This is a genomic window from Streptomyces toxytricini, from assembly GCF_014649915.1.
Classification (GTDB): domain Bacteria; phylum Actinomycetota; class Actinomycetes; order Streptomycetales; family Streptomycetaceae; genus Streptomyces; species Streptomyces toxytricini.
The window spans coordinates 54093-74263 of the sequence record NZ_BMTY01000011.1; the positions used below are offsets into that span (position 1 = coordinate 54093).

Here is a 20171-nt window from a genome sequence, read left to right on the forward strand (position 1 = left end):
CGTTGGGGCAGCCGCCGATGCCGTTCATCCAGCCGCGCTTGGGGACGTTGCACTTGACGACGGGACCCCAGCAGCCGATGCGGACCAGGCACTGCGGGGAGTCGTAGGACTCGGCGAACTGGCCCTGCTCGTAGTAGCCGGCGCGGTCGCAGCCCTCGTGGACGGTCTGGCCGAACAGCCAGGTGGGCCGGAGCTTCTCGTCCAGGGGGATCATCGGGGCGGAGCCGGCGGCCTGGTAGAGCAGGTAGGTGAGCGTCTCCGAGAAGTTGTCCGGCTGGATGGGGCAGCCGGGCACGCAGACGATCGGGATGCCGGCCTTGGACTTCCAGTCCCAGCCGAGGTAGTCGGGCAGGCCCATCGCGCCGGTCGGGTTGCCCTCCATCGCGTGGATGCCGCCGTACGTGGCGCAGGTGCCGATGGCGACGACGGCGAGCGCCTTGAGCGCCAGCCGGTCGATCCACTCGCTGGTCGTGATGGGCTGCCCGGTCTCCGGGTTGTCGCCGAAACCGCACCAGTAGCCCTCGGGCTTGATCTTCTCGTTGGGGATGGAGCCCTCGATGACGAGGACGAAGGGGTCGATCTCGCCGCGCTCGCCCTTGAAGAACCACTCGATGAAGGTGTCGGCGCCGTCGACCGGCCCGCACTCGAAGTCGATCAGCGGCCAGTGCACGGCGATCTTGGGCAGGCCGGGAAGGGTGCCGGTGACGATCTCCTCGATGCTGGGCTGCATCGCGGCCGTCAGGGACACCGAGTCGCCGTCGCAGCTCAGTCCGGCGTTGATCCAGAGGATGTGGATCGTGGGGTCCTCTGGCGTGGTCTCTGGCAGGGTCGGCGTTGCAGCGTCCATGCGGATCGCTCCTAGGGATGCGGGGACGTGGGGGCCGCGCCGGGGGCGGAAGGGGCCCGCCCGGGACGTGGCGCGCCGGGGGCGGGACGACCGCGGGGGAAGGTCTGCGGCCGCCCCCACCCTTCTTGCTAACAGCCGTCGGTCCCGGCCGCCCTGTTCTGTTCGGCCGGTGCGGTGACGTCGGCCCTGCGCGGGGCGGCGGGGACGCGCCGGCCGGGCACGCGGCACGCCAGGTGCTCGGGGGTGGCCTCGGGGGGCTCCTTGCGCACGAATGCGCGGCGCAGGGCGTGGTAGGGGGCGGCGGGGTCGTCGAAGGCCTCCGCCATCCGCGCCAGCTCCGCCTCCCGGTAGGCGGCCAGGGGCCTCAGCTGCTCGTCCACCTCGCGGCGGGCCTTCTTGCCCGCGATGCGGGAGTGGGTGGCGGGCCAGTTCGCCAGCCGTACGGCGAGACGGGCCGTTTCGTCCGCGAAGGCCTGCGGGGTGCAGTCGATGGTGCGGTCGACCAGGCCGAGGCGGCGGGCGGCCTCCGCCCCGACGGGCAGGGCCTCCTCCGTCAGCCGCTTCGCGGCGGCGCTGCCGGTGCGGCGGGGCAGGGTGTACGTCCAGTATTCGGAGCCGTGGAGGCCCATCAGCCGGTAGTGCGGGTTCAGGACCGCCCCGGAGCGGCACCACACCTCGTCCGCGGCGAGCGCGAGCATCGCGCCCCCGGCGGCGGCGTTTCCGCCGAGGGCGGCCACGACGAGCCGGTCGGTGGTGGTGAGGACGGCCTCCACCAGGTCGTTCATGGCGTGGATGTTGGCCCAGGACTCGGCGGCCGGGTCGGCGGCGGCCTCGATGACCCCGAGGTGGATGCCGTTGGAGAAGAAGTCGCGGCTCCCGCCGAGGACGAGGACGGAGGTGGGGCGCGTGCAGGCCTCGCGGTACGCGGCGAGCAGGCGCCGGCAGTGGTCGGTGCCCATCGCCCCGCCGGGGAAGGAGAACGACAGGAAGCCGGCCGCACCCTCCTCCCGGTAGGAGATGTCGGCCCAGGTGCGCCTTCCGGCGGCGTGTGCGCCGGTGTCCGCCCAGGCCGGGGCGGGGAGGTCCGGCAGATCGGGCAGGAGGTCGCCGAGGGCGAGGGCGGCGGGGAGCTTGACGGGGGCGGGCTGCCCGGGGGTGCGTACGGCCCGCAGCTCGGGGATCCACACGGCCCCGTCGGCGGTCGCCCGGCAGACCGCGCCGGCGCGGGTGGCGAGGAGCTCGCCGGGCCGGCCGCGCAGACCGTCCTCGCGGTGGCCGCCGTGCAGGTACCACCGGCCGCCGAGCAGGTCGTCGAGGACGCCGGGCCGGGAGTCCGCGGCGCGCAGCGTGCGGACCACGGTGTCGGTGGCGTCGCGCTGCCAGTCGATGCGGCGGTGCTCCTGGCGCATGGGCGGGCGGCTGCGGCCGGTGTACTGCGGCCGGGGCGTGAAGGTGCCGGAGGCGAAGCGGTCGACGGCCAGGACGACCGCGGCCAGGGCGGCGTCGGCGATCTCGCCGCGGTAGGCGTCGCTCTTGGCGACGGGCGGCAGCGGGCACTCCACGGACGCCCAGACGTCCCCGGCGTCCATCTCGGCCTCGGCCTGCAGGACGGTGACGGCCCACCGGGTCGCGCCGTCGCCGACGGCCCGGTCGAGGGAGGACGGCCCGCGGTCGCCCACCGGGCCGGGGTGGACCACGAGGCAGGTGTGCGCGGTGAAGACCTCCGGCGGGATGGCCGTCTTCAGCATGGGCGCCAGCACCAGGTCGGGCCGGTGCCGCGCGACGGCGTCGGCCAGGCGGGTGCCCGGCAGGGCGAGCTCGACCGCGACGCTGTGCCCGCGTTCGCGCAGTTCGGCGTGGACGCGCTGCGTGAGGCTGTTGAACGCGCTGGCGGCGAGGAGGATGTGCACGGGATCTCCCAAGCGTCCGGACTCGGCGGCGGGCGGGCCGGCGGGGAACCGGCCGCCGCCGATCGTCCGCGACGGGCGCGCGCCGGGCGGGGCGCCCTACGGCGGGTGTCACCCGGAAGTGGGCGCCCCGGCCCGCCACCTGGTGGAGGCAGGACCGGGGCGGGGCCGGGACGGGCGGGATGCGGACAGGACAGGACGGGGCCGGGCGGCGCCGGTCCGGGCCGGCCGGCGGCGCGCCGGGCGGGGCGCCCTGCGGCGGGTGTCACCCGGAGGTGGGCGCCCCGGCCGGGCGGCGCCGGTCCGGGCCGGCTGCCGGGTCCGCCGCCGCCCGCCGGGCCGTCAGCAGCCGGGGGCGCCCGTACCGCCGCGCTGCGGCAGGCTCAGGTTCGGCGCCGAGCTGGGCCACGTCAGGGAGGCTGTCTTCGTCGTCCCGTCCGCGTTGATGCGCACGATCGGCAGCGGCTTGCCGACCGGGGTGCCGTCGTCGCCGAAGGAGAGCCAGCCGCTCGCTCCCGGCAGCATCTGCGCGCAGTAGAACTGGTGCAGGATGCCCGTCAGCTGACCCGGGTTGCGGACCCCCTCCCCCGCCCGCCGGACCGCGCTGACCGCGGCGGCCGTCGCGTCGTGCGTGAGCATCGCCTGGCCGCTGGCGAGGTGCGCCGGATCGAAGCGGAGCGGAGCCGCGCCGCTCTGGCCGGTGCCCGGCGCCTGCTTGGTGCACGGGTCGGGGCTGCCGGTGAACGCCGACCGGAACTGGTCGAAGTTCCGCTTCGCGTCCGTGCCGGGGCAGTCCTCGCCCCACTGCTCCGGGCTCGCCAGCGCCGTGTACGCCACCTCGACCCGTCCGGATTTGATCCCGTCGAGCACGGCCTCGTCGCGGATGGCCTGCGAGGCGTCGTCCCCGGCGATGATCCGGAGCCGGTCGATCCCGCACGGCGCGCCCTGCACCCAGGTCTGGACGAACGCGCCCAGGTCGCGGCCCCGCCCGGCGAAGTACACGGCCGACGGGGCGGCCTGGCAGAGATTGGCGTGCATCAGGTTGAACTGGTCGATCAGGTAGTTCCGGCGGCCGGAGTCGGCGGCCAGTTCGCGGGGCGACGTGTAGGGCAGGGTGGTGACGGTGCGGCCCGGCGCCTGGAAGCGGGTCTTCGCCTCCGCGGCCAGGGTGGCCGTGTAGTCGTCGCCGGCGACGCCGTCCGCGATGACCGCGAGGGAGGTGACGGCCGGGCTGAGCGTGCCCGCGTACTGGTTGGCGGCGATGACCGCGTGCGTGTTGGTGGGGGCGACGCGGAACATGTCGGGGATCGGCTTCGCGGGGTCGTCCGGGTCGAGGTTCATCGAGTTGCCGGTGACCGTCGAGCCGATCACCGGGATGTGCAGCTCCTTGGAGATGGCCGCGGCGGCCCGCCGGGTCTCCTCGGTGGACTGGCCGAGCCCGACGACCGCCGCGATCCGCTCGGAGGCGGCGTGCTTCCCGACGCTGTCCACGGCCTGCCGCCAGGAGCCGTACCGGCTGCCCATGTTGGCCAGGTACAGCTTGATGCCGGGCCGACTGCCGTACGCGGCCGTGTTGTTGGCCCGCCAGACGGCCGTCACTGCGCCCTCGATGTTGTGGTACAGCGACTCGTGGGTCAGCGTGTCCACGTCCACCACCGGCGACAGGTTCAGCATCAGGACGACGCCCGCGGACTCGCCCCGCACCGCGTCGTTGGCCGCGCGGATCGTCTTCTCCAGCTCCCGCATGCGGGCGGGCTCGTCCTTGGTGAACGGGGTGCTCTCCAGGTTCACCCCGACGCAGGCGAGGGTGGGGCCCCGGCCCGTGGCCGTCATGCCCTTCCCGCAGGTCAGATCCGGCGGGACGAGCCACTCGTACGCGCGTATGCCGCCGAGGACGAGGCCGGCCGCGAGGACGAGGGCGGCGGCGCCGGCGAGCACCGGGTGGCGGCGCCACCGGACGAAGCGGGGAATGCGTACACCTGCGGGCATGAGGACTCCTAGCGGTGCGTGCGTGCGTACGGTGCCCGGCGTGCGGGAGCGGCCGGACGGGGCCGCGGCGCGGGCGGGTCAGGCGAACAGGGCGCCCGCCTGCTGGAGGGCGCTGACGTCGAGGAGGCGGGAGTTGTGCGCGAGGCGTTCGAAGCCCTCTTCGATCTGGGCGTCCCAGCGGCGGCTGCGCTCGGTGAGCGGGTCGTTGTACAGCCACAGCAGGGCCAGCAGTTTCGCCGTGGCGACGGCGACCACGTCCCGGCCGGACCGCTCGATGCCGGCGAGGAGGCCCGCGTACGCCTCGTGCGCGGGCCGCTCCTGGACGAGGCGGCACGGCGCGGACGCGAGGTAGTCGAGGAGCCGCACCCACGCGCGGTGGTCGCGGTCGAAGCGGTTCGCGAGGGCCTCGGCGACGGGCGCGAAGTCGCCCAGGCACAGGTCGTAGAAGAGCTGCTGCTCCTCCCGGGCGGGCGCCGGGCCGCCGTGGGCGGCGGCAAGCGGGGCCAGGGCGTGGGACTGGCGGGCGAACACCTCCCGCCAGGGGTCGGACGCGGCGTGCGCGGCCGGGTCGGCGGGCTCGGCCGGTCCGGCCGCCCCGGCGGCGGACAGGGCGGTGAGGGCGCAGCGGCTCAGCCACGGGTGCAGGACGGCGGGCCGGTCGGCCTCGCCCCAGCCCACCTCCCGGATGAGGGACGGGCGGTGGAAGAACGTGCTGACCCACAGGTTGCGGCGGAGCAGCTCCAGGCTCCGCGGCAGGTCGGCTATCTCGGGCGGCACCCGGGGGTCGTCCGCGGTGCGCATGTCCGCGAGGTAGGCGGCGGCCAGGACCGCGGGCGGCGGTGCGGTCCAGGGCCCCGCGGGCACGGCCAGGCCCTCTGGCATGCAGGCCTCCAGGGCCCGCGACCACAGGGGTCTGCCGTCCGCGTCGACGGCGGCGGGCAGGGGTCTCCCGCGTTCGGCGGCGTCCGCGTCGGGGGAGGTGCCGGCCCGCTGCTCCTGCACGGCGAGGACGGCGCCCCAGTGCCCGCCGGTCAGGGCGTGCACGACGGGCGCGGGGACGGGCGCGGCGAGCAGGGCCCCGTCGTCGGCGACGGCCCCGGCCCGCTCCTCGGGCATCGGGTCGAGCCACACCGGATACCAGTAGTGCGCCGCCGAGGCGGCGTCCGGTGCCGCGCCGGCCCCGTCCTGGCGGGTCCACACCGTGCGGGAGGCCCGGGACAGCAGGGGGATGCGGCGCTGCGGGGTGTCGGGCAGCGGAGTGGTGCGCCAGGGCTCGCACCAGCGGGTCGTCCACTCGGGCTGCCACTGGTCGCAGGCGGCGAGGACGACGACGGGGTCGGCGGCGGCCGCCGCGCCCGGCTCGCTCTGCGCGTTGCGCAGCCGGGCGGCGACGAGCGCGGACAGGAAGCGTCGGCCGGCCGGGGTCTGCGCACCGTCCACCAGCAGGACCCAGGCGTGGTCGTGCCGGCCGCGGGCCCGCTCGGGCTCGGGTATCTCGCACGAGCACGCCGACCGCAGGGCCGGGTGGCGCTCGGCCTGGTCCTTGGCGTCGGCGAGGAACGCCGCCATCAGCGGCGCGACCACCGCGGAACGGGAGGCGGAGCTGAGCCGGATCAGGGCGTCGACGGAGCCCGCGGCCTCCGCCTCGGGGATGCCGACGTGCCAGCGCAACGCGTCGCGCAGGCCCCACCGGGCGGGGCCCTGGAGCAGCGAGCCGATCACGGGCCGGGCCCGCTCGCGTGCGGCGGAGGCCGTCTCGCGGGGGCCTGAGACCAGCGGGCTGAGGACACCGGTGGCGACGATGTCCATCGTGGCGTCGACGGCCTCCTCCAAGCGGGAGGCGAACCGGCCGCGGCGGGTGTTGCGGGTGTACTGCTGGATCAGGCCGCGGATCTGGTCGGTGGCGCGGGCCCGGTCCGGATCCAGCTCCTCGTTCAGCGCGAGCAGTCCGAGGGCGAAGCGGTGGAAGACGGGGCCGCGGCGCAGGGTGTCCCAGCCGCGCATCATCTGGAAGGCGGTCAGGGCGGCCGCGGACACCGGGTCGACGGGGTTCTCGTGGAAGTCGAGGTGGGCGTGCACCACGGTCGAGCCGCAGCCCTGGGACACGGCCCGCAGCAGGCTGGACTTGCCCGACATACGGGGCCCCAGCAGTGCGACCACCGGCTGCCGCTGGCCGGGACGGCGCCAGATCATGTTCCGGAGGAAGGCCTCCGCCCCCTCGGCACGGCCGAACTCCGCCGCAGCGCTCACCACTGACCGCCCCCCGACTGCTGTGAGATGGAACGCACCGACGACACGGAAGGTAACACCGGGGGGACGGGGAGCGATGGGTATCCGCGCAACCGTTGCAGGGCTGTGGACCGCCTGTTGCGTATGCGGCGCCGCCCGCCCCGGCGATCCGGGGGGACGATCTTCGCTCGTTATGCTGCAACCGCGCCGGCGGCACCCGCCCGCGCCAGGAACGACGACCAGATGTGCCGGGCCGCCGCGTGCGGCCGGAGAGGGAGCCCCCGATGGACGTGCAGCACTTCGAGCGGATCACCGCCTTCATCGAGGCGCGCCTCACGCCCCTGTTCGACGAGGCCACGGGCAGTGAGCGCGGCTTCGCGATGGACGACACCTCCCGGGCGCTGCGGGCGCTGCGCAACGCGGTGCTGGAGGCGTCGGCGGTCAGGGGCCTGATGGAGAAGCGGGAGACGGCCGACGCGGCGCTGCGCCGGGTCATCGACCAGTCGGTGGAGCACCACTGGGACGTGCTGCGCGGCATCGCCAGGCAGTGGGAGGACCACGCCGACTTCCTTCGGGAGTTCAAGCGCCACGCCTGGGAGCTGGACGCCGCGCCGGCCGCGGGCTGACCCCGCCGCGGCGGCCCGCGCTCCCGGCCGCGCGCGGGCGGCCGGCGCGACAATGGGCTTGTGTGCCGGCTGCCGAGGGCAGGAGGCGGAGATGAACGGCTCGGTCCCCGTCGGGCGGGTGGTCGGCGTTCCGCTGCGGATGCACTGGAGCGTGCCGCTGCTCGTGCTGCTCTTCGCGTACGGGCTCGGCCGCCGGACCCTGCCCGCCTGGACTCCGGGCCGGTCGGACGCCGTCTACACCGCGGCCGCGGCCGTCGGCGCGCTCGCCCTGGTGGCCAGCCTGCTGCTGCACGAGGCGGCGCACGCCGCGGCCGCCCGCCGCAGGAAGATCGCCGTCGAGGACGTGACGCTGTGGGCGCTCGGCGGCATGACCCGGATGGGCCGGCCCCCGACGGCCGGGGCGGCGTTCCGGGTGGCGGTGAGCGGGCCGCTGGTGAGCCTGCTGCTCGGGGGTGCGGCGTTCAGTGCCGGGGTCGGGATGCGGGCCCTGACCGGGTGGGAGGTCCCGGCGGCCGTCCTGGTGTGGCTGGGCTGGACGAACCTCTTCCTCGGCGTGTTCAACCTCCTGCCGGCTGCGCCCCTCGACGGTGGCCGCGTACTGCACGCGCTGCTGTGGTGGCGCACGGGCGACCGGGAGCGGGCCGAGCGGGCGGCCTCGCGCAGCGGCCAGGTCTTCGGCATGCTGCTCGCGGCGGGCGGGTGGGTCGCGTTCCTGCGGGGGGCGCCGGACGGGCTGTGGCTCGTCCTGATCGGCCTGTTCATGGCCTTCGTCGCCGCCGCCGAGCGGCGGACCGCCGAGCTGCGCTCCGCGCTGGAGGGGGTGCGCGTGGCCGACGCGATGACGAGCCCGGTGGCCGCGGCGGCGGACTGGCTGAGCGTGCGGCGGTTCATCGACGAGGTGGCGCTGGACGCGCGGCACTCCCTGCTGCCGCTGCACGACTTCGACGGCCGCCCCAGCGGGGTGGTGGAGGTGGCCCGGCTGGCGGCGGTCCCCGAGGAGCGGCGCGATCAGTTGCGGGTGCGCGACGTGGGGAACCCGGTGGAGCGGTATGCGGTGGCCCCGCCGGACCTGCCGCTGGCGGAGGCGCTCGACCGGCTGCGGCCGGGCACCGGGCTGCCGGTGCTGGTGGTGGACGGCGGTAGGCTCGTCGGGATCGTGACGGCCTCCGACATCGCCCGGATGCAGCGCCGGCGCGCACTGGGCGGCTGAGCCGCGCGGGCGGCGGCGTACCGGACGACAATGGAGGGTGCGATGCCGTACGTAGCCGTGAGCGCCCTGAGCCACCCCGGCCTGATCCGCGACCACAACGAGGACAGCCTCGTCGTCGGACCGTGGACGCTGTGCGCCACCGCCACCCGCACCCCGCAGACGTTCGTCTTCCCGCTCGGCGACCCCCTCGTCGTGGCGGTGGCCGACGGCATCGGCGGGCAGCCGGCCGGGGAGGTGGCCAGCGCGCTCGTGGTGCGGCAGCTCTCCGCCCTCGGGTTCGCCCTGGACGGCGAGGAGGCGGTCCGCGAGGCCGTCTCGCTGTGCGACCGGGCCGTGTACGCGGCCGCGGACGGCGATCCGGGGCTGACCGCGATGGGCACGACCGTCGCGGGCGTCGCCGTCCTCGACGAGTCGCTGGTGTCGTTCAACGTGGGCGACAGCCGTGTCTTCGACGCGACCGCGGAGGAGCTGAGGCTGGTGAGCGTGGACGACAACCCCCCGCTGCCGCCGGGGATGCGGACGTCGTCGGTGCTCACGCAGGCGATCGGCGGCGGGGGCGGGCCCGGCCTGGTCCTCCCGCACGTCTCGGTGGAGCCGCTCGGCCCGGGGGCGCGCTACCTGGTCTGCTCGGACGGGCTGACCGATCCGGTCCCGGAGGAGGAGGTCGGGGAGCTGCTGCGGGTCCACGACGACGGCAGGGCCGTGTTCGAGCTGTGGCGGGCCGCCATCGAGGCGGGCGGGCCCGACAACATCACGCTCGCGCTGGTGCGGATCGGCTCGTAGGCGTACGTACGGCCCGGCGGGCGGCTCGCGGTCAGGGCCGGCGGCGGCCGCCCTTGGCCCCCTTGGCGGTGCGGGCGCCCTTGGCGGGCCCGGCTCCCCTGCCGCCCTTGGCCGTACTTCCCTTGCCTGCGCCGCTCTTCGCCGTACCGCCCTTGCCGCCGGTGGCTCCGCCGCGCGCGTTCCGTCGGGTCGCGGCCTTTCCGGCGGCGGCGCCCCGGCTGCCGCCCTTGGCGTCCTGCGTGTCCCGCTGGGGGCCGCGGGTGCTGTTGACGGTGCGGCCGCGGACGATGCCGATGAAGTGCTCGACCAGGTCGGGCGTGGGGTCGGCCTCGGGCCAGGAGAGCGCCACCCGGGAGGCGGGGGCGTCGGTGACGGGCCGGTACGTCAGGTCCTTGCGGTGGTGCAGGCGGGCCAGCGACTGGGGCACGACGAGTACGCCGATCCCGGCCGCGACGAGCTCGACCGCGTCGGCGGTGGTCGCCGGCCGCTCGAACGCGGGACGGCCGGGCAGGGCCTCCCAGTCGAGGGTGTCGTCGAGGGGGTGCAGGACGATCTCGTCGGCGAGGTCGGCGGTGGACACCTCGTCGACGGCGGCCACGAGGTGGTCCTTCGGGACCACGACGACCGTGGTCTCGGTGTACAGGGGGATCGCCGCGAGGCCGCCGCGGTCCGCGGGGATCCGGACGAGGCCCGCGTCCGCCCCGCCGTCACGGAGCGTGTCCGGCGCCTCCGTGGCGGAGACCTGCACGAGAGTGAGCGGGACGTCGGGCAGGCGCTCGTTCCAGATCCGCACCCACTTGCTGGGCGTCACTCCGGGGACGTACGCGAGCCGGAACGAGGGAGATGCTTCCGAGCCTGTCACCCGCCCAGGTTACCGGGCGTGGTCAGGAGTAGTGCACACGCTCGATATTCTTGTCGCATGACGTCGCACAAGACCGCCCAGACCATGAAGCCCGCCACCGCGGCGAAGAAGCTGGGTGTGTACCTCGAGGCCACCCCCGCGGAATTCCGGGAGGGGGTCGTCTCCCGCAGCGAGCTGAACGCGCTGCAGGCCGACCCGCCCCAGTGGCTCCAGGACCTGCGGCGGCTCGGCCCGCACCCGCGCCCGGTGGTCGCGGCCCGGCTCGGCGTCTCCATCGCGGGCCTCGCCCGCGGCGGCGTCACGGAAGCGCTCACCACCGAGCAGATCGACGCCCTGAAGCAGGAGAACCCGGAGTGGCTGCAGAAGGAGCGCGCCACGCAGGCCGAGGTCCGCAAGGAAGCGGTGCGGATCAAGGAGCGCAACGCCGAGCGCGAGGCGCGCGGGCAGGCCGGCGCCTGAGACGCGCCCGCCCCTCGCACACCGTGTGACCCGCACGTGTGCCGAGGGGCGCCCGGTGCGCCGGAGCAGACCCGGCGCACTGGTGCACCGAGACCGTTTCGGGCGGTTCCGGTGGAGATCCGCAGAATGGGCGACCTGCCGCACGGGCAGGCATTTCGTGTGATCTCGCAACTCCTGGCATGGTTCCGCCCTGCCGCCACGACGGTGTTCACTGCCGACTTCACCTCCACCACTCAATGGGTCGCCGGCCGGTCCTGGGCCTATCCGAACGGCGGCCCGGTCAACCCCGGCGACAACAAGCTCGACCACCTCGTCCCCGACCCCGCGTACAGCCGCAGCGGAACGTTTCGCGCGACCCGCCGCCCCGACGGCAAGTGGGACGCGGGACTGCTGACCACCGAGGGCAGCGGGGAAGGCTTCCAACTGCGCGCGGAGGACGTCCTGGAGGCCCGCGTCAGACTCCCGCGGGAGCTCGGCGCCTGGCCGGCGATCTGGACCTGGCGCGACGGCGGCAACGAGGTCGACGTCTTCGAGTACCACCCCGACAACCCGGACCTCCTCGAACTCTCCAACCACGTCCGCGGCGGCGGCTCGCACTACTACCGCAACCCGGCCGTCGAGCCCGGCGGCTGGGTCGACCTGAAGGTGAAGTTCGGCGCCAGGTCGGTCGTCTGGTGGGTGAACGGCACCCGCGTGTACGCCGACCGCACCGGGGTCGGGCGGCGCTGGCGGGCGTACATCATCGTCAACCTGTCCGTGTGCGCGGGCCGTTACCACCCTGCCCCCGAACCGGACGTCTCGGAGATGTCCTACGAGGTCGCCTACCTGCGCATCACGCGCTAGGGCCGCGCGCGGCGGACCTGACGGACCCCGCCGCCCGGGCACCCGATTCGACTGCCGGGTACGGCTGTTCACCGGAAGGCCGGAAGAAATTCCCTACCGACCGGTAGACATCCCTTGCGATCGTGCGGATTCTGGCCGCGTACATGCCAAATCCCCATGTCGTGAGGAGCGCCCCCACATGCGCAGCACCCGTACCCGCAGCCGCATACGCACCCTCGGAACCGCCGCCGGCACGGCGGCCGCGACCGCCGCCCTGCTGCTGGCCCCCGCCACGACCGCGTCGGCGGCCCCCGGGGCGGCGCCCGCCCCCGCTGCCGCACAGGCCGCCCCGACGACCTGGGCGCCCGGCGGCAACGCGGCGATCCACGGCATCGACTACGGCATGTGGAAGCGCGACGTCGCCGCCGTCGTGGCCGAGGCCCGCCCGTACGTCGAGCAGCGCCTTGCCCGCTCGCCCTCCGGCGAGCGCCCCGCGATCGTCCTCGACATCGACAACTCCTCGCTGGAGACGGACTTCCACTGGTTCTGGACGCTCCCGACGCCGGCCATCGCAGAGGTGCGCGACCTGACCCGGTACGCCCACGAGCACGGCGCCGCGATCTTCTTCGTCACCGCCCGCCCGGGCATCATCGGCTCGCTCACCGACTGGAACCTCAAGCAGGTGGGCTACCCGGTGTCGGGGCTGTACGTCCGGGACCTGCCCGACCTCTTCGAGGAGGTCAGCGCGTACAAGACCGAGCAGCGCGCCGAGATCGAGTCGCGCGGGTACACGATCATCGCCAACATCGGCAACAAGCAGAGCGACCTGGTCGGCGGCCACGCGGAGCGCACCTTCAAGCTGCCGGACTACGGCGGCAAGCTGTCCTGACCGGACGCGCGGCGCCGGACCCGGGCCGCCCTCCCGGACCCGGCGCCCCCACCCGTGCCGCTACGGCCGCAGCGGCGGCGCCGGCAGCGGGGCGCCGTCCCGGGCCAGGGTGGCGATCAGCAGCAGCGCACCGGTCCAGCCGAGGGGCACCACCGCCGAGGGCCGGCCCGATCCGTTGACGGTCTCCGGGAGTTCGCCCAGCCCGTTCCGCTTGGACAGCACCCAGTCCAGCACCCGGTCCGCCTTGGCGCCCTCGCCGGTGTGCGCCCAGGCCACCGCGAAGAAGGAGGTACTGGCGGTCCAGGCGTACGAACCCCAGCTGAAGCCGGGGTCGTTGCCCGGGGAGAGCCCGCCGTTGGGCAGCAGCAGGGCCTCGTACGTGGAGTCCAGCGCCGCGGCCAGGGCGGGCGGGGCGTTGTTGACCGGCGGCGCCATGAACGCGGCGGCGCTGTCCCGGCCGTGCCGCCCGTCGGCGGTGCGCGGGTAGCCGCCCGGGGCGAAGGAGGCGGCGATGCCCGCCGAGAGCCTCCGCGCGGCGCCGGCCCAGCGGTCCCGGTCGCCGGTCTCGCCGAGGCCGGCGGCGAGGTCGGCGGCCGCGTTGAGGCCGGCGAGCAGCGGGGCCGCGGTGCCGATGTTGGGGCTGTCGGTGCCCAGTTCCCAGTAGTCCGGGGAGGCGGGCGGCAGCCCGTCCGCGCCGACCGAGCCGGCGGCGTGGTCGGCAGCCTTGCGCACCATGGGGTACAGGGCCCGCAGCCGCGCCTCGCGATCCGCGGCCGGAGCCTGCCGGTACCAGTGCCACGTCGCCCACGGCACCCAGCCGTTGGCGTCGAGCTGCCAGGCCCGGGCGTCGGGCGGGCCACTGCCGTCGAGCTTCGTCCGGGCCTCCCAGGTGCCGTCCGGACGCTGCGTCGCGGCGTCGTACCGCAGGATCCGGTACGCCTCCTCGTCGTGGCCGGTGGCCGCGAAGGCGACGGCGGCGAACGCCCCGTCGCGCGGCCACGAGTACTCCCAGGCGGGCGCCCACCCCGCGGCGAAGGCGCCGTTCGGCCGGAGCAGCGCGCGCAGTGAGAGCAGGGCGCGCTCCGCGGCGGCCTGCCGGGGCGTGCCGGCGCCGGGGATCCGGCCGGAAGCGAGCCAGGCGCGGCTCTCCTCGATCCGGGCGCGGGCACCGGGGTCCTCGGCGGGGACGACGACCGAGGCCGTCGCCCCGTCGGGCAGGTGGCGCCACCGGCCGGACGGCAGGCGGAGCACATGGCTGCCGTCGAGGTAGGAGGCGCCGACCGCGAAGGAGGGGGCGATCGCCTCGACGGCGGTGCCGTTGGAGAGCAGGCCGGCAGTGCGGGCGGCCAGGGCGGTGGCGGGCACGTAGCAGGGCTCCGTCTCGCCGCAGCGCTCGCTGCCGGAGGGGTTCACGTGGAAGGCGAGCCGGGTGGGGTCGGCGTGCCATCCGCCCCAGTAGGCCCGGTCGTGGTTCCAGCTGGTGAGGGAGCCGGGGACGGCGCTCTTCGTGCCGTACCAGGCGATGTTGCCGCTCTCGGCGGTCGTCGCCTGGAGGTGCAGGTGGTAAGGGGTGCCGGGGGTGACGTCCGCGGTGAGGGGGAACTCCAGCCAGCCGGCGCCCGCCCCGCCCAGCGAGGCGAGGGTGACGGTCCGGGAGGCGAGGGCGGACGCGGGGTCGGCCTTGTCGCGGCGGATCTGCGCGGTGATGCTGCCGGTGCCGGCCGCGCTGCCCACGTAGACGCTCACGCGGGTGATGCGGCTGCTGTCGACGGTGAATTCCTGGGCGGCAGCGTGGTCGGGGGACTTCACCCCGAACAGGGCGGTCGGGTGCAGGGGCTGCCCGTCGTACGGGGCCGCCGCGGGGCGGGGCGCCGAACGGGCGCCGGTGTCGCCCGGCGGGCCCCCGGACGGCAGGGCCTGCGGCGCGGCGGACGGTGCCGCGGCGAGCACGGCGGACAGCACGGCGGGGAGCACGCCCGTCGCGAACGGCATAGGGTGCGGCCCTTCTGTCGGGGGGTGGGGCGGGCCCCCACTGTGCCTGTCCGGTGCGGCGCCGCCGGGGCGCCGCGGCGTGTTCCACCCGAGCGGGCGGTGATTCCATCCGATGGTGTGACACCCGCGCTCGGCCGCCGGCCGCGGCCCCACCCCCTGCCGCCCGGTATGGCGCACGTCACACGGTCGCGGTGCGTCCGGCTGTCACGAACGGGCGGGCCGCGCGGTCCGGAGGGTGTGAAGGCGCCGCGCCGCGACACTCGGAGCGGCTCGGCGCATCGTGCGAGCGCGGCACGACCGGGGCGGGGAGCCCCGTGCCGCGGAGGAGGCAGGGAACGATGAAGGTGCTGCTGGCCGGTGCGACCGGGGCGATCGGCCGCCCCCTGACCCGCCTGCTGCTCGCGGGCGGGCACGAGGTGCTGGCACTGGCCCGGTCCGAGGCCTCGGCGCGGCGTGTCCGCGACCTGGGGGCCGAACCGGTGCACGCCGACGCGCTCGACCGGGAGGGCCTGCTGCGCGCGGTCGAGGGCCGCACCGCCGACGCGGTGGTCCACCAGCTGACCGCGCTCAAGGCCCCGAAGCGGACCCTGACGGCGGACGACCCCTCGAACGTGCTGCGCGCCGCGGGCACCGAGCACCTGCTGGAGGCGGCCGGCGTGCTCGGCGCCACCCGCTTCGTGGCGCAGTCCCTGGTCACCGGCTACGGCTACGGCGACCACGGCGACCGGATGCTGACCGAGCGCGACCCGTTCGGGGTGCTCCGCGGCACGGTCTCCGACCACGTGGTCGACGGGCTCACCGCCGTCGAGAGCCGCGTGTTCGCCGCCCGGCACGTCGCGGGCACGGCCCTGCGGTACGGCGTCTTCCACGGGCCGGGCACCTGGTTCGACCCCGACCCGGCGAGCCGGACCGTCCCCGTACCGGTAGGCGGAGGCGGTGTCATGTCGTGGGTGCACGTCCAGGACGCCGCCGCCGCGACGGTCGCCGCGCTGGAACACGGGGGCGCGGGAGAGGCGTACAACATCGTCGACGACGCACCCGCCACATGGGGCGAGGCCGCCGCCCTCGCACGCGGCGGCCGGCGGTCGCTGCGGCTGCCGGGACGGCTGCTGCGCCGCATGGTCCCCTACCTCGGCGACCTGATGCTCGACACGACGCTGCGCGTCTCGCACGCCAAGGCCACGGCGCAGCTCGGCTGGACGCCCCGGCGACCGGGCCCGGGCGCCGGCCGGGCCCGCTGAGGGGGTGGGCCCGCACGGGCGTTCCCCGGCGCCGGCCCGGCGGCGGAGGGAACCGGCAGGCTGCCGGAGCAGTCCTGAGGGGTGGTTGCGATCATGCCGGTGGGAGCCGGCGCCGACAGGAGGAGCACCACCCATGACGATTCACCGGCCGGGGCGCCCCGGGGACCTGCCCGCCGCGGAGGCGCTGTGGGCGCGGTGGGCGCTGGCCGCCGTCCTGCAGGCGTCGACCGCTGCCGAGGGGCGCGGCGTCCACCGCTCCGGAACGTGGGTCGACGCCGAGGGCCTGCACCTCGACGACGGCGGCTGTACGTGGTGGACGTTCGAACCGCTGGGCGGCGGACGGTACGCGCTGTACGGCGAGGACGAGTCGAGCGGCGTGAAGTGGCACGAGCCGGCCGTGGACATGCTCGCCGGGGCCCCCGACTGGCTGCCCCGCGCCACGCTGGACGACCTGCTGGAGGGGGCGCAGCTGGGCTGCGTGTACTGGTACGAGGCCGGCGCCTGGGCCCGTGCCCCGTACCCGGAGACGCTGGAGGACGACGGCCTGGACGGCGGCATCGGGCGGTTCGCCGGCGAGGAGATCCGCTGGGAGCTGGGCGTGGCCCGAGCCGTCGGGGAGGAGCTGCTGGCCGCGGCGGAGGGCTACCGGCTCCGGCGGGAGGACCTGGAGCAGCTGGTGGAGCGGGCGCAGAGCCCGCACGGCGACGGCTGGGACCTGCCGGCGATGCTGCGGGCGCTGGAGCTGTCCGGGATCGGCGCCCGGGCCGCCACCCCGTAGCCGGGCGCGCGGCCCCGCACCCCTGCGGGGGGGCGGGCCTATGGCGGGGGCGCGCGGGGAGCGGGGCAGGTCGTCGGGGCGGCCCGGGGGCCCGTCCGTGCGCTGAAGTTGAGAAGTGTTCACCTTTCCGTTGACAGGGCGGCCATTGGCGGCGAAAAGTCGGTGCAGCACCGCCCCGCGCCCCCGCGACCGAAGTGAGCCCGCGTATGACCCCGCGCCTGCCCGGCCCCCGTCCCGATCCGCTCGCCGGCCCCCACCCCGCGCCGCTTCCGGAGTTCCCCTCCGACTTCCTGTGGGGCGTCTCGGCCTCCGCCTTCCAGGTGGAGGGGGCGACGACCGCGGACGGCCGCGCCCCCTCCACCTGGGACGCCTTCACGCGCCGGCCCGGCGGCATCAAGGACGGCACCCTCGCGGAGACGGCCTGCGGGCACTACGAGCGCTACCGCGAGGACGTGGCCCTCATGGCCGGACTCGGCGTGGGCGCCTACCGGTTCTCGGTCTCCTGGCCGCGGGTCCTCCCCGACGGGCACGGCCCGGTCAACCACGCGGGGCTGGACTTCTACGACCGGCTCGTCGACGAGCTGTGCGCCCGCGGCATCGCGCCGGCCCCCACTCTCTTCCACTGGGACACCCCGCTGGCGCTGGAGGAGCGCGGCGGCTGGCTGAACCGGGACACCGCCGAGCGGTTCGCCGCGTACGCCTCGGTGGTCGCCGAGCGGCTGGCCGACCGGGTCCCGATGTGGATCACCGTCAACGAGCCCGCCGAGGTCACTCTCCTCGGCTACGGCATCGGGGAGCACGCGCCGGGCAGGCGGCTCCTCTTCGACGCCCTGCCGGCGGCCCACCACCAGCTGCTGGCCCACGGCCTCGGCGTGCAGGCACTGCGCGCGGCCGGCGCGCAGCGAATCGGCATCGCCGCCTCGCACAGCCCCGTGTGGGCGGCGGGGGACGGCGAGGAGGACCGTGCGGCGGCCGAGCTGTACGACCTGCTGACGAACCGGATGTTCGCCGACCCGGTCCTGACCGGCGGCTACCCCGACGAGGGCCTGGCCGCGATGATGCCGGGCCCGGTCGCGGAGGACCTGCGGACGATCTCCGCCCCGCTGGACTGGTACGGCGTCAACTACTACAACCCGGTCCGCGTAGGCGCCCCGCAGCCGGCGGACACCCTTTCGGAGGGCGGGAGTTCCTACGCCGGCATCCGGCTGCCGCCCGAACTCCCCTTCGCACTGCGGGAGATCGAAGGGTACGAGCGGACCGACTTCGGCTGGCCGGTGGTCCCGGACGGTCTGCGGGAGCTCCTCACCGGCATGCACCGCCGCTACGGCGACCGCCTGCCGCCGCTGTACGTCACGGAGAACGGCTGCTCGTACGGGGACGGGCCCGATCCGGTGACCGGGCGCGTGGCGGACGCCCGCCGGATCGCGTACCACGACGGCCATCTGCGGGCCCTGCACCGGGCGATGGAGGAGGGGGTCGACGTCCGCGGGTACTTCGTGTGGTCGATCCTCGACAACTTCGAGTGGGCGGAGGGCCACCGGCAGCGGTTCGGACTCGTCCACGTCGACTACGCGACGCTGCGGCGGACCCCGAAGGACTCGTACGCCTGGTACCGCGGGGTGATCAGGCGCGGCAGGTGACCGGGGGCGGGCCGGCGGCGGCGCCCCGCGGGGCGCCGCCGGGCGCGCGGGGGCGGTGCCGCCGAAGCCTGGCGGCGGCACCGCCCTCCGCACCGTGTCAGGAGTTGACGCAGACGTTCCCGGCCGTCGGGTTCAGCGCGCCGATCACGTTGATGCTGTTGCCGCACAGGTTGATCGGGATGTGGATCGGGATCTGGACCACGTTGCCCGAGAGAACGCCCGGCGAGCCGATGGCCGCGCCGTTGGCCGTGCTGTCCGCGACGGCGGTTCCGACCCCGCCGAGCGTGGCGCAGACGGCCAGGCAGGCAGCCGCGGCCATGGTGCGGATCTTCATGTGGGTCTCCCATCGAGTGAGCGGGTGTGCACGGCCCATCCCATACCAATCCGCTGCGTACCCGCCCGATTCACCCGCCCGTGGGCGGTGTCCGGAACCATGGGCACGAACGTGCGGGTGGGACACGGGCGTCTGGTGGGGGGCGGCGGGCGCTATGTAATGTCACACCGCATGATGTCCTTACGGCGTGCCGCGTCCGCCGCGGCCCTCCTCGCCACCCTCGCCTCCACGGCAGTTGCCGCCCCCGCCCACGCGGACGGCTCCGCCGCACCCTCCTGCCGCACCTCCCCCGCCGCACCCCTCGACGCCGAACAGGCCCGGCTCGCCGACCCCCGCACCACCGCCCTCGTAGAACGCGGCGGCCTCGCCGCCTTCGTGGCCCGCTTCCCCGCCGCACTGTGCTCCGCCCGCGGCCCCGCCGAGGCCGGCCGCCTGCTCGACTCCTGGGGAACCGCCTTGTGGGCGGCGGCAGCCGACCGAGCTCAGGGCCGGCGGTCCGGCGGCGACCTCGCCGTGGGCGACGACCGCCCGCTGTACTGGGCCCGCGTCGCCATGACGGCCCAACTCTCCGTCTGGCAGCCGGGTTTCACCGTCGACCGGGCCGCACTGCGCACCCGCTTCGAGGACGCCTCGCGCGGACTCGCCGACAACGCCTTCCGCTCCGCACCCGGTGTCCGGCGCGTGTTCATCAGCGGCTTCGACCCCTTCGGGCTCGACGGGGAGATACGCCGCGCCAACCCCTCCGGCTCCGCCGCGCTCCGCCTCAACGGCCGCCGCATCACCCTCGCCGACGGCACCACCGCCGAGGTGCGCGCCGTCGTACTCCCCGTCCGCTACGCCGACTTCGACGCCGGCATCGTCGAGCGCGCCTTCACACCGCGCCTGGCCGGCGGGCCCGGCACCGCCGACGTCATCACCACCGTCAGCCAGGGCTACCCGGGCGAGTTCACCCTGGAGGACTGGGCGGGCCGCAACCGCTCCGCCGACCCGTACCCCGACAACAACCGCTCCCTGTCGGGCGGAACGCGCGAACACCCGGTGACCGCCCCCGGCCTCGGCCCGGGCCCCGAATTCATCCGCACCACCCTCCCCGCCGGCGCGGTCACGGCGGCCGTGCAGAGCCCGTACCCGGTCCGGCTCAACCCGTCGGTCACCGAGATCCCGGCGGGCGGCACCGCCCCGGTGGACCGCGCCGACGGCCCCACCCCGGGCTCGCGGGCCGTCGCGGGCGGAGGCGGCGGCTACCTGTCCAACGAAGTCGCCTACCGCAGCAACCGGTTGCGCGGCACGCTGCGCCCGCACGTGCCGGGCGGGCACCTGCACACCCCCGTCCTCACGGGCCTGCCCGCCGACCCGCAGGTGCTGACCGGGCCCGAGTTCGAGGGCAACGAGAGCGCCATCGCCGACGAGGTCCGCGCCGTCCTCGAACACGCCGCCGTACGCCGCTGAACCGGGCCGCCGCGCCCGCCCGTCAAGGACCGCCATCCGACGCGCCCACCTGCGGGTGAAGCACCCGCGGGCGGGCAGCGGCCGGTGCCGCCGAGCCGGAACACTGTCGCACCT

General features: G+C 75.6%; 17 protein-coding genes. 10 read left to right on the top strand and 7 right to left on the bottom strand.

Translation table 11 applies throughout. The features are described 5' to 3' along the window. From IE170_RS15650 to IE170_RS15665, 4 genes are all read right to left on the bottom strand, one after another. Window positions 1-847 (bottom strand): NADH-quinone oxidoreductase subunit B family protein (locus IE170_RS15650; RefSeq protein WP_229884829.1); only part of this gene is annotated, 847 nt, incomplete at its 3' end. A 128-nt stretch (window positions 848-975) separates the two neighbouring features. After that, entirely contained in the window at window positions 976-2757 is a 1782-nt protein-coding gene (locus IE170_RS15655) for an enoyl-CoA hydratase-related protein (RefSeq protein WP_189809990.1), read from the bottom strand. A 339-nt stretch (window positions 2758-3096) separates the two neighbouring features. Then, entirely contained in the window at window positions 3097-4743 is a 1647-nt protein-coding gene (locus IE170_RS15660) for an ABC transporter substrate-binding protein (RefSeq protein WP_189809991.1), read from the bottom strand. A gap of 78 nt (window positions 4744-4821) precedes the next feature. After that, window positions 4822-6936, bottom strand: a complete 2115-nt coding sequence (locus IE170_RS15665; protein ID WP_189809992.1) for a hypothetical protein — start codon at window positions 6934-6936, stop codon at window positions 4822-4824. 320 nt (window positions 6937-7256) lie between these two features. On the opposite strand from IE170_RS15665, the gene IE170_RS15670 reads away from it, so the two are divergent. The 3 genes from IE170_RS15670 (at window position 7257) to IE170_RS15680 (ending at window position 9591) form a co-directional block, all read left to right on the top strand. Then, the gene (locus IE170_RS15670) at window positions 7257-7598 is read left to right on the top strand and encodes a hypothetical protein (protein ID WP_189809993.1); all 342 of its coding nucleotides are present in this window, start codon (window positions 7257-7259) and stop codon (window positions 7596-7598) included. A 91-nt stretch (window positions 7599-7689) separates the two neighbouring features. Beyond that, entirely contained in the window at window positions 7690-8808 is a 1119-nt protein-coding gene (locus tag IE170_RS15675; protein WP_189809994.1) for a site-2 protease family protein, read from the top strand. 42 nt (window positions 8809-8850) lie between these two features. After that, a complete protein-coding gene (locus IE170_RS15680; RefSeq protein ID WP_189809995.1) occupies window positions 8851-9591 on the top strand; it encodes a PP2C family protein-serine/threonine phosphatase in 741 nt (246 codons plus the stop codon). Window positions 9592-9622: 31 nt separating this feature from the next. Here IE170_RS15680 and IE170_RS15685 read toward each other — a convergent pair whose 3' ends face one another. Beyond that, complete coding sequence (locus IE170_RS15685; RefSeq protein WP_189809996.1) at window positions 9623-10453, bottom strand: LysR family transcriptional regulator substrate-binding protein; 831 nt, start codon at window positions 10451-10453, stop codon at window positions 9623-9625. Window positions 10454-10510: 57 nt separating this feature from the next. On the opposite strand from IE170_RS15685, the gene IE170_RS15690 reads away from it, so the two are divergent. The 3 genes from IE170_RS15690 (at window position 10511) to IE170_RS15700 (ending at window position 12623) form a co-directional block, all read left to right on the top strand. Continuing rightward, window positions 10511-10912 carry a DUF5997 family protein gene (locus IE170_RS15690; protein ID WP_189809997.1) on the top strand — a complete coding sequence of 134 codons (402 nt, stop codon included), beginning with the start codon at window positions 10511-10513 and terminating at the stop codon, window positions 10910-10912. Window positions 10913-11023: 111 nt separating this feature from the next. Then, entirely contained in the window at window positions 11024-11755 is a 732-nt protein-coding gene (locus IE170_RS15695) for a LamG domain-containing protein (protein ID WP_229884830.1), read from the top strand. A 178-nt stretch (window positions 11756-11933) separates the two neighbouring features. Next, window positions 11934-12623 (top strand): HAD family acid phosphatase, encoded by a 690-nt coding sequence (locus IE170_RS15700; RefSeq protein WP_189809998.1) that lies wholly within the window; start codon window positions 11934-11936, stop codon window positions 12621-12623. A gap of 60 nt (window positions 12624-12683) precedes the next feature. Here the strand turns inward: IE170_RS15700 and IE170_RS15705 are convergent, their stop codons facing one another. Further along, on the bottom strand, window positions 12684-14615 hold the full coding sequence (locus tag IE170_RS15705) for a glycoside hydrolase family 15 protein (protein WP_189809999.1): 1932 nt from the start codon (window positions 14613-14615) through the stop codon (window positions 12684-12686). A gap of 338 nt (window positions 14616-14953) precedes the next feature. Between IE170_RS15705 and IE170_RS15710 the strand changes: the two genes are divergently transcribed. From IE170_RS15710 to IE170_RS15720, 3 genes are all read left to right on the top strand, one after another. Then, the gene (locus IE170_RS15710) at window positions 14954-15856 is read left to right on the top strand and encodes an NAD-dependent epimerase/dehydratase family protein (RefSeq protein ID WP_189810000.1); all 903 of its coding nucleotides are present in this window, start codon (window positions 14954-14956) and stop codon (window positions 15854-15856) included. 133 nt (window positions 15857-15989) lie between these two features. Continuing rightward, entirely contained in the window at window positions 15990-16634 is a 645-nt protein-coding gene (locus IE170_RS15715; RefSeq protein ID WP_189810001.1) for a hypothetical protein, read from the top strand. 206 nt (window positions 16635-16840) lie between these two features. Then, window positions 16841-18274 (top strand): GH1 family beta-glucosidase, encoded by a 1434-nt coding sequence (locus IE170_RS15720; RefSeq protein ID WP_189810002.1) that lies wholly within the window; start codon window positions 16841-16843, stop codon window positions 18272-18274. 97 nt (window positions 18275-18371) lie between these two features. Here IE170_RS15720 and IE170_RS15725 read toward each other — a convergent pair whose 3' ends face one another. Further along, on the bottom strand, window positions 18372-18593 hold the full coding sequence (locus IE170_RS15725) for a chaplin (protein WP_223856146.1): 222 nt from the start codon (window positions 18591-18593) through the stop codon (window positions 18372-18374). 186 nt (window positions 18594-18779) lie between these two features. Here IE170_RS15725 and IE170_RS15730 point away from each other — a divergent pair, with 186 nt between their 5' ends. Then, window positions 18780-20057 (top strand): PA0049 C-terminal domain-containing protein, encoded by a 1278-nt coding sequence (locus tag IE170_RS15730; protein WP_189810004.1) that lies wholly within the window; start codon window positions 18780-18782, stop codon window positions 20055-20057. Window positions 20058-20171 lie beyond the last annotated feature (114 nt).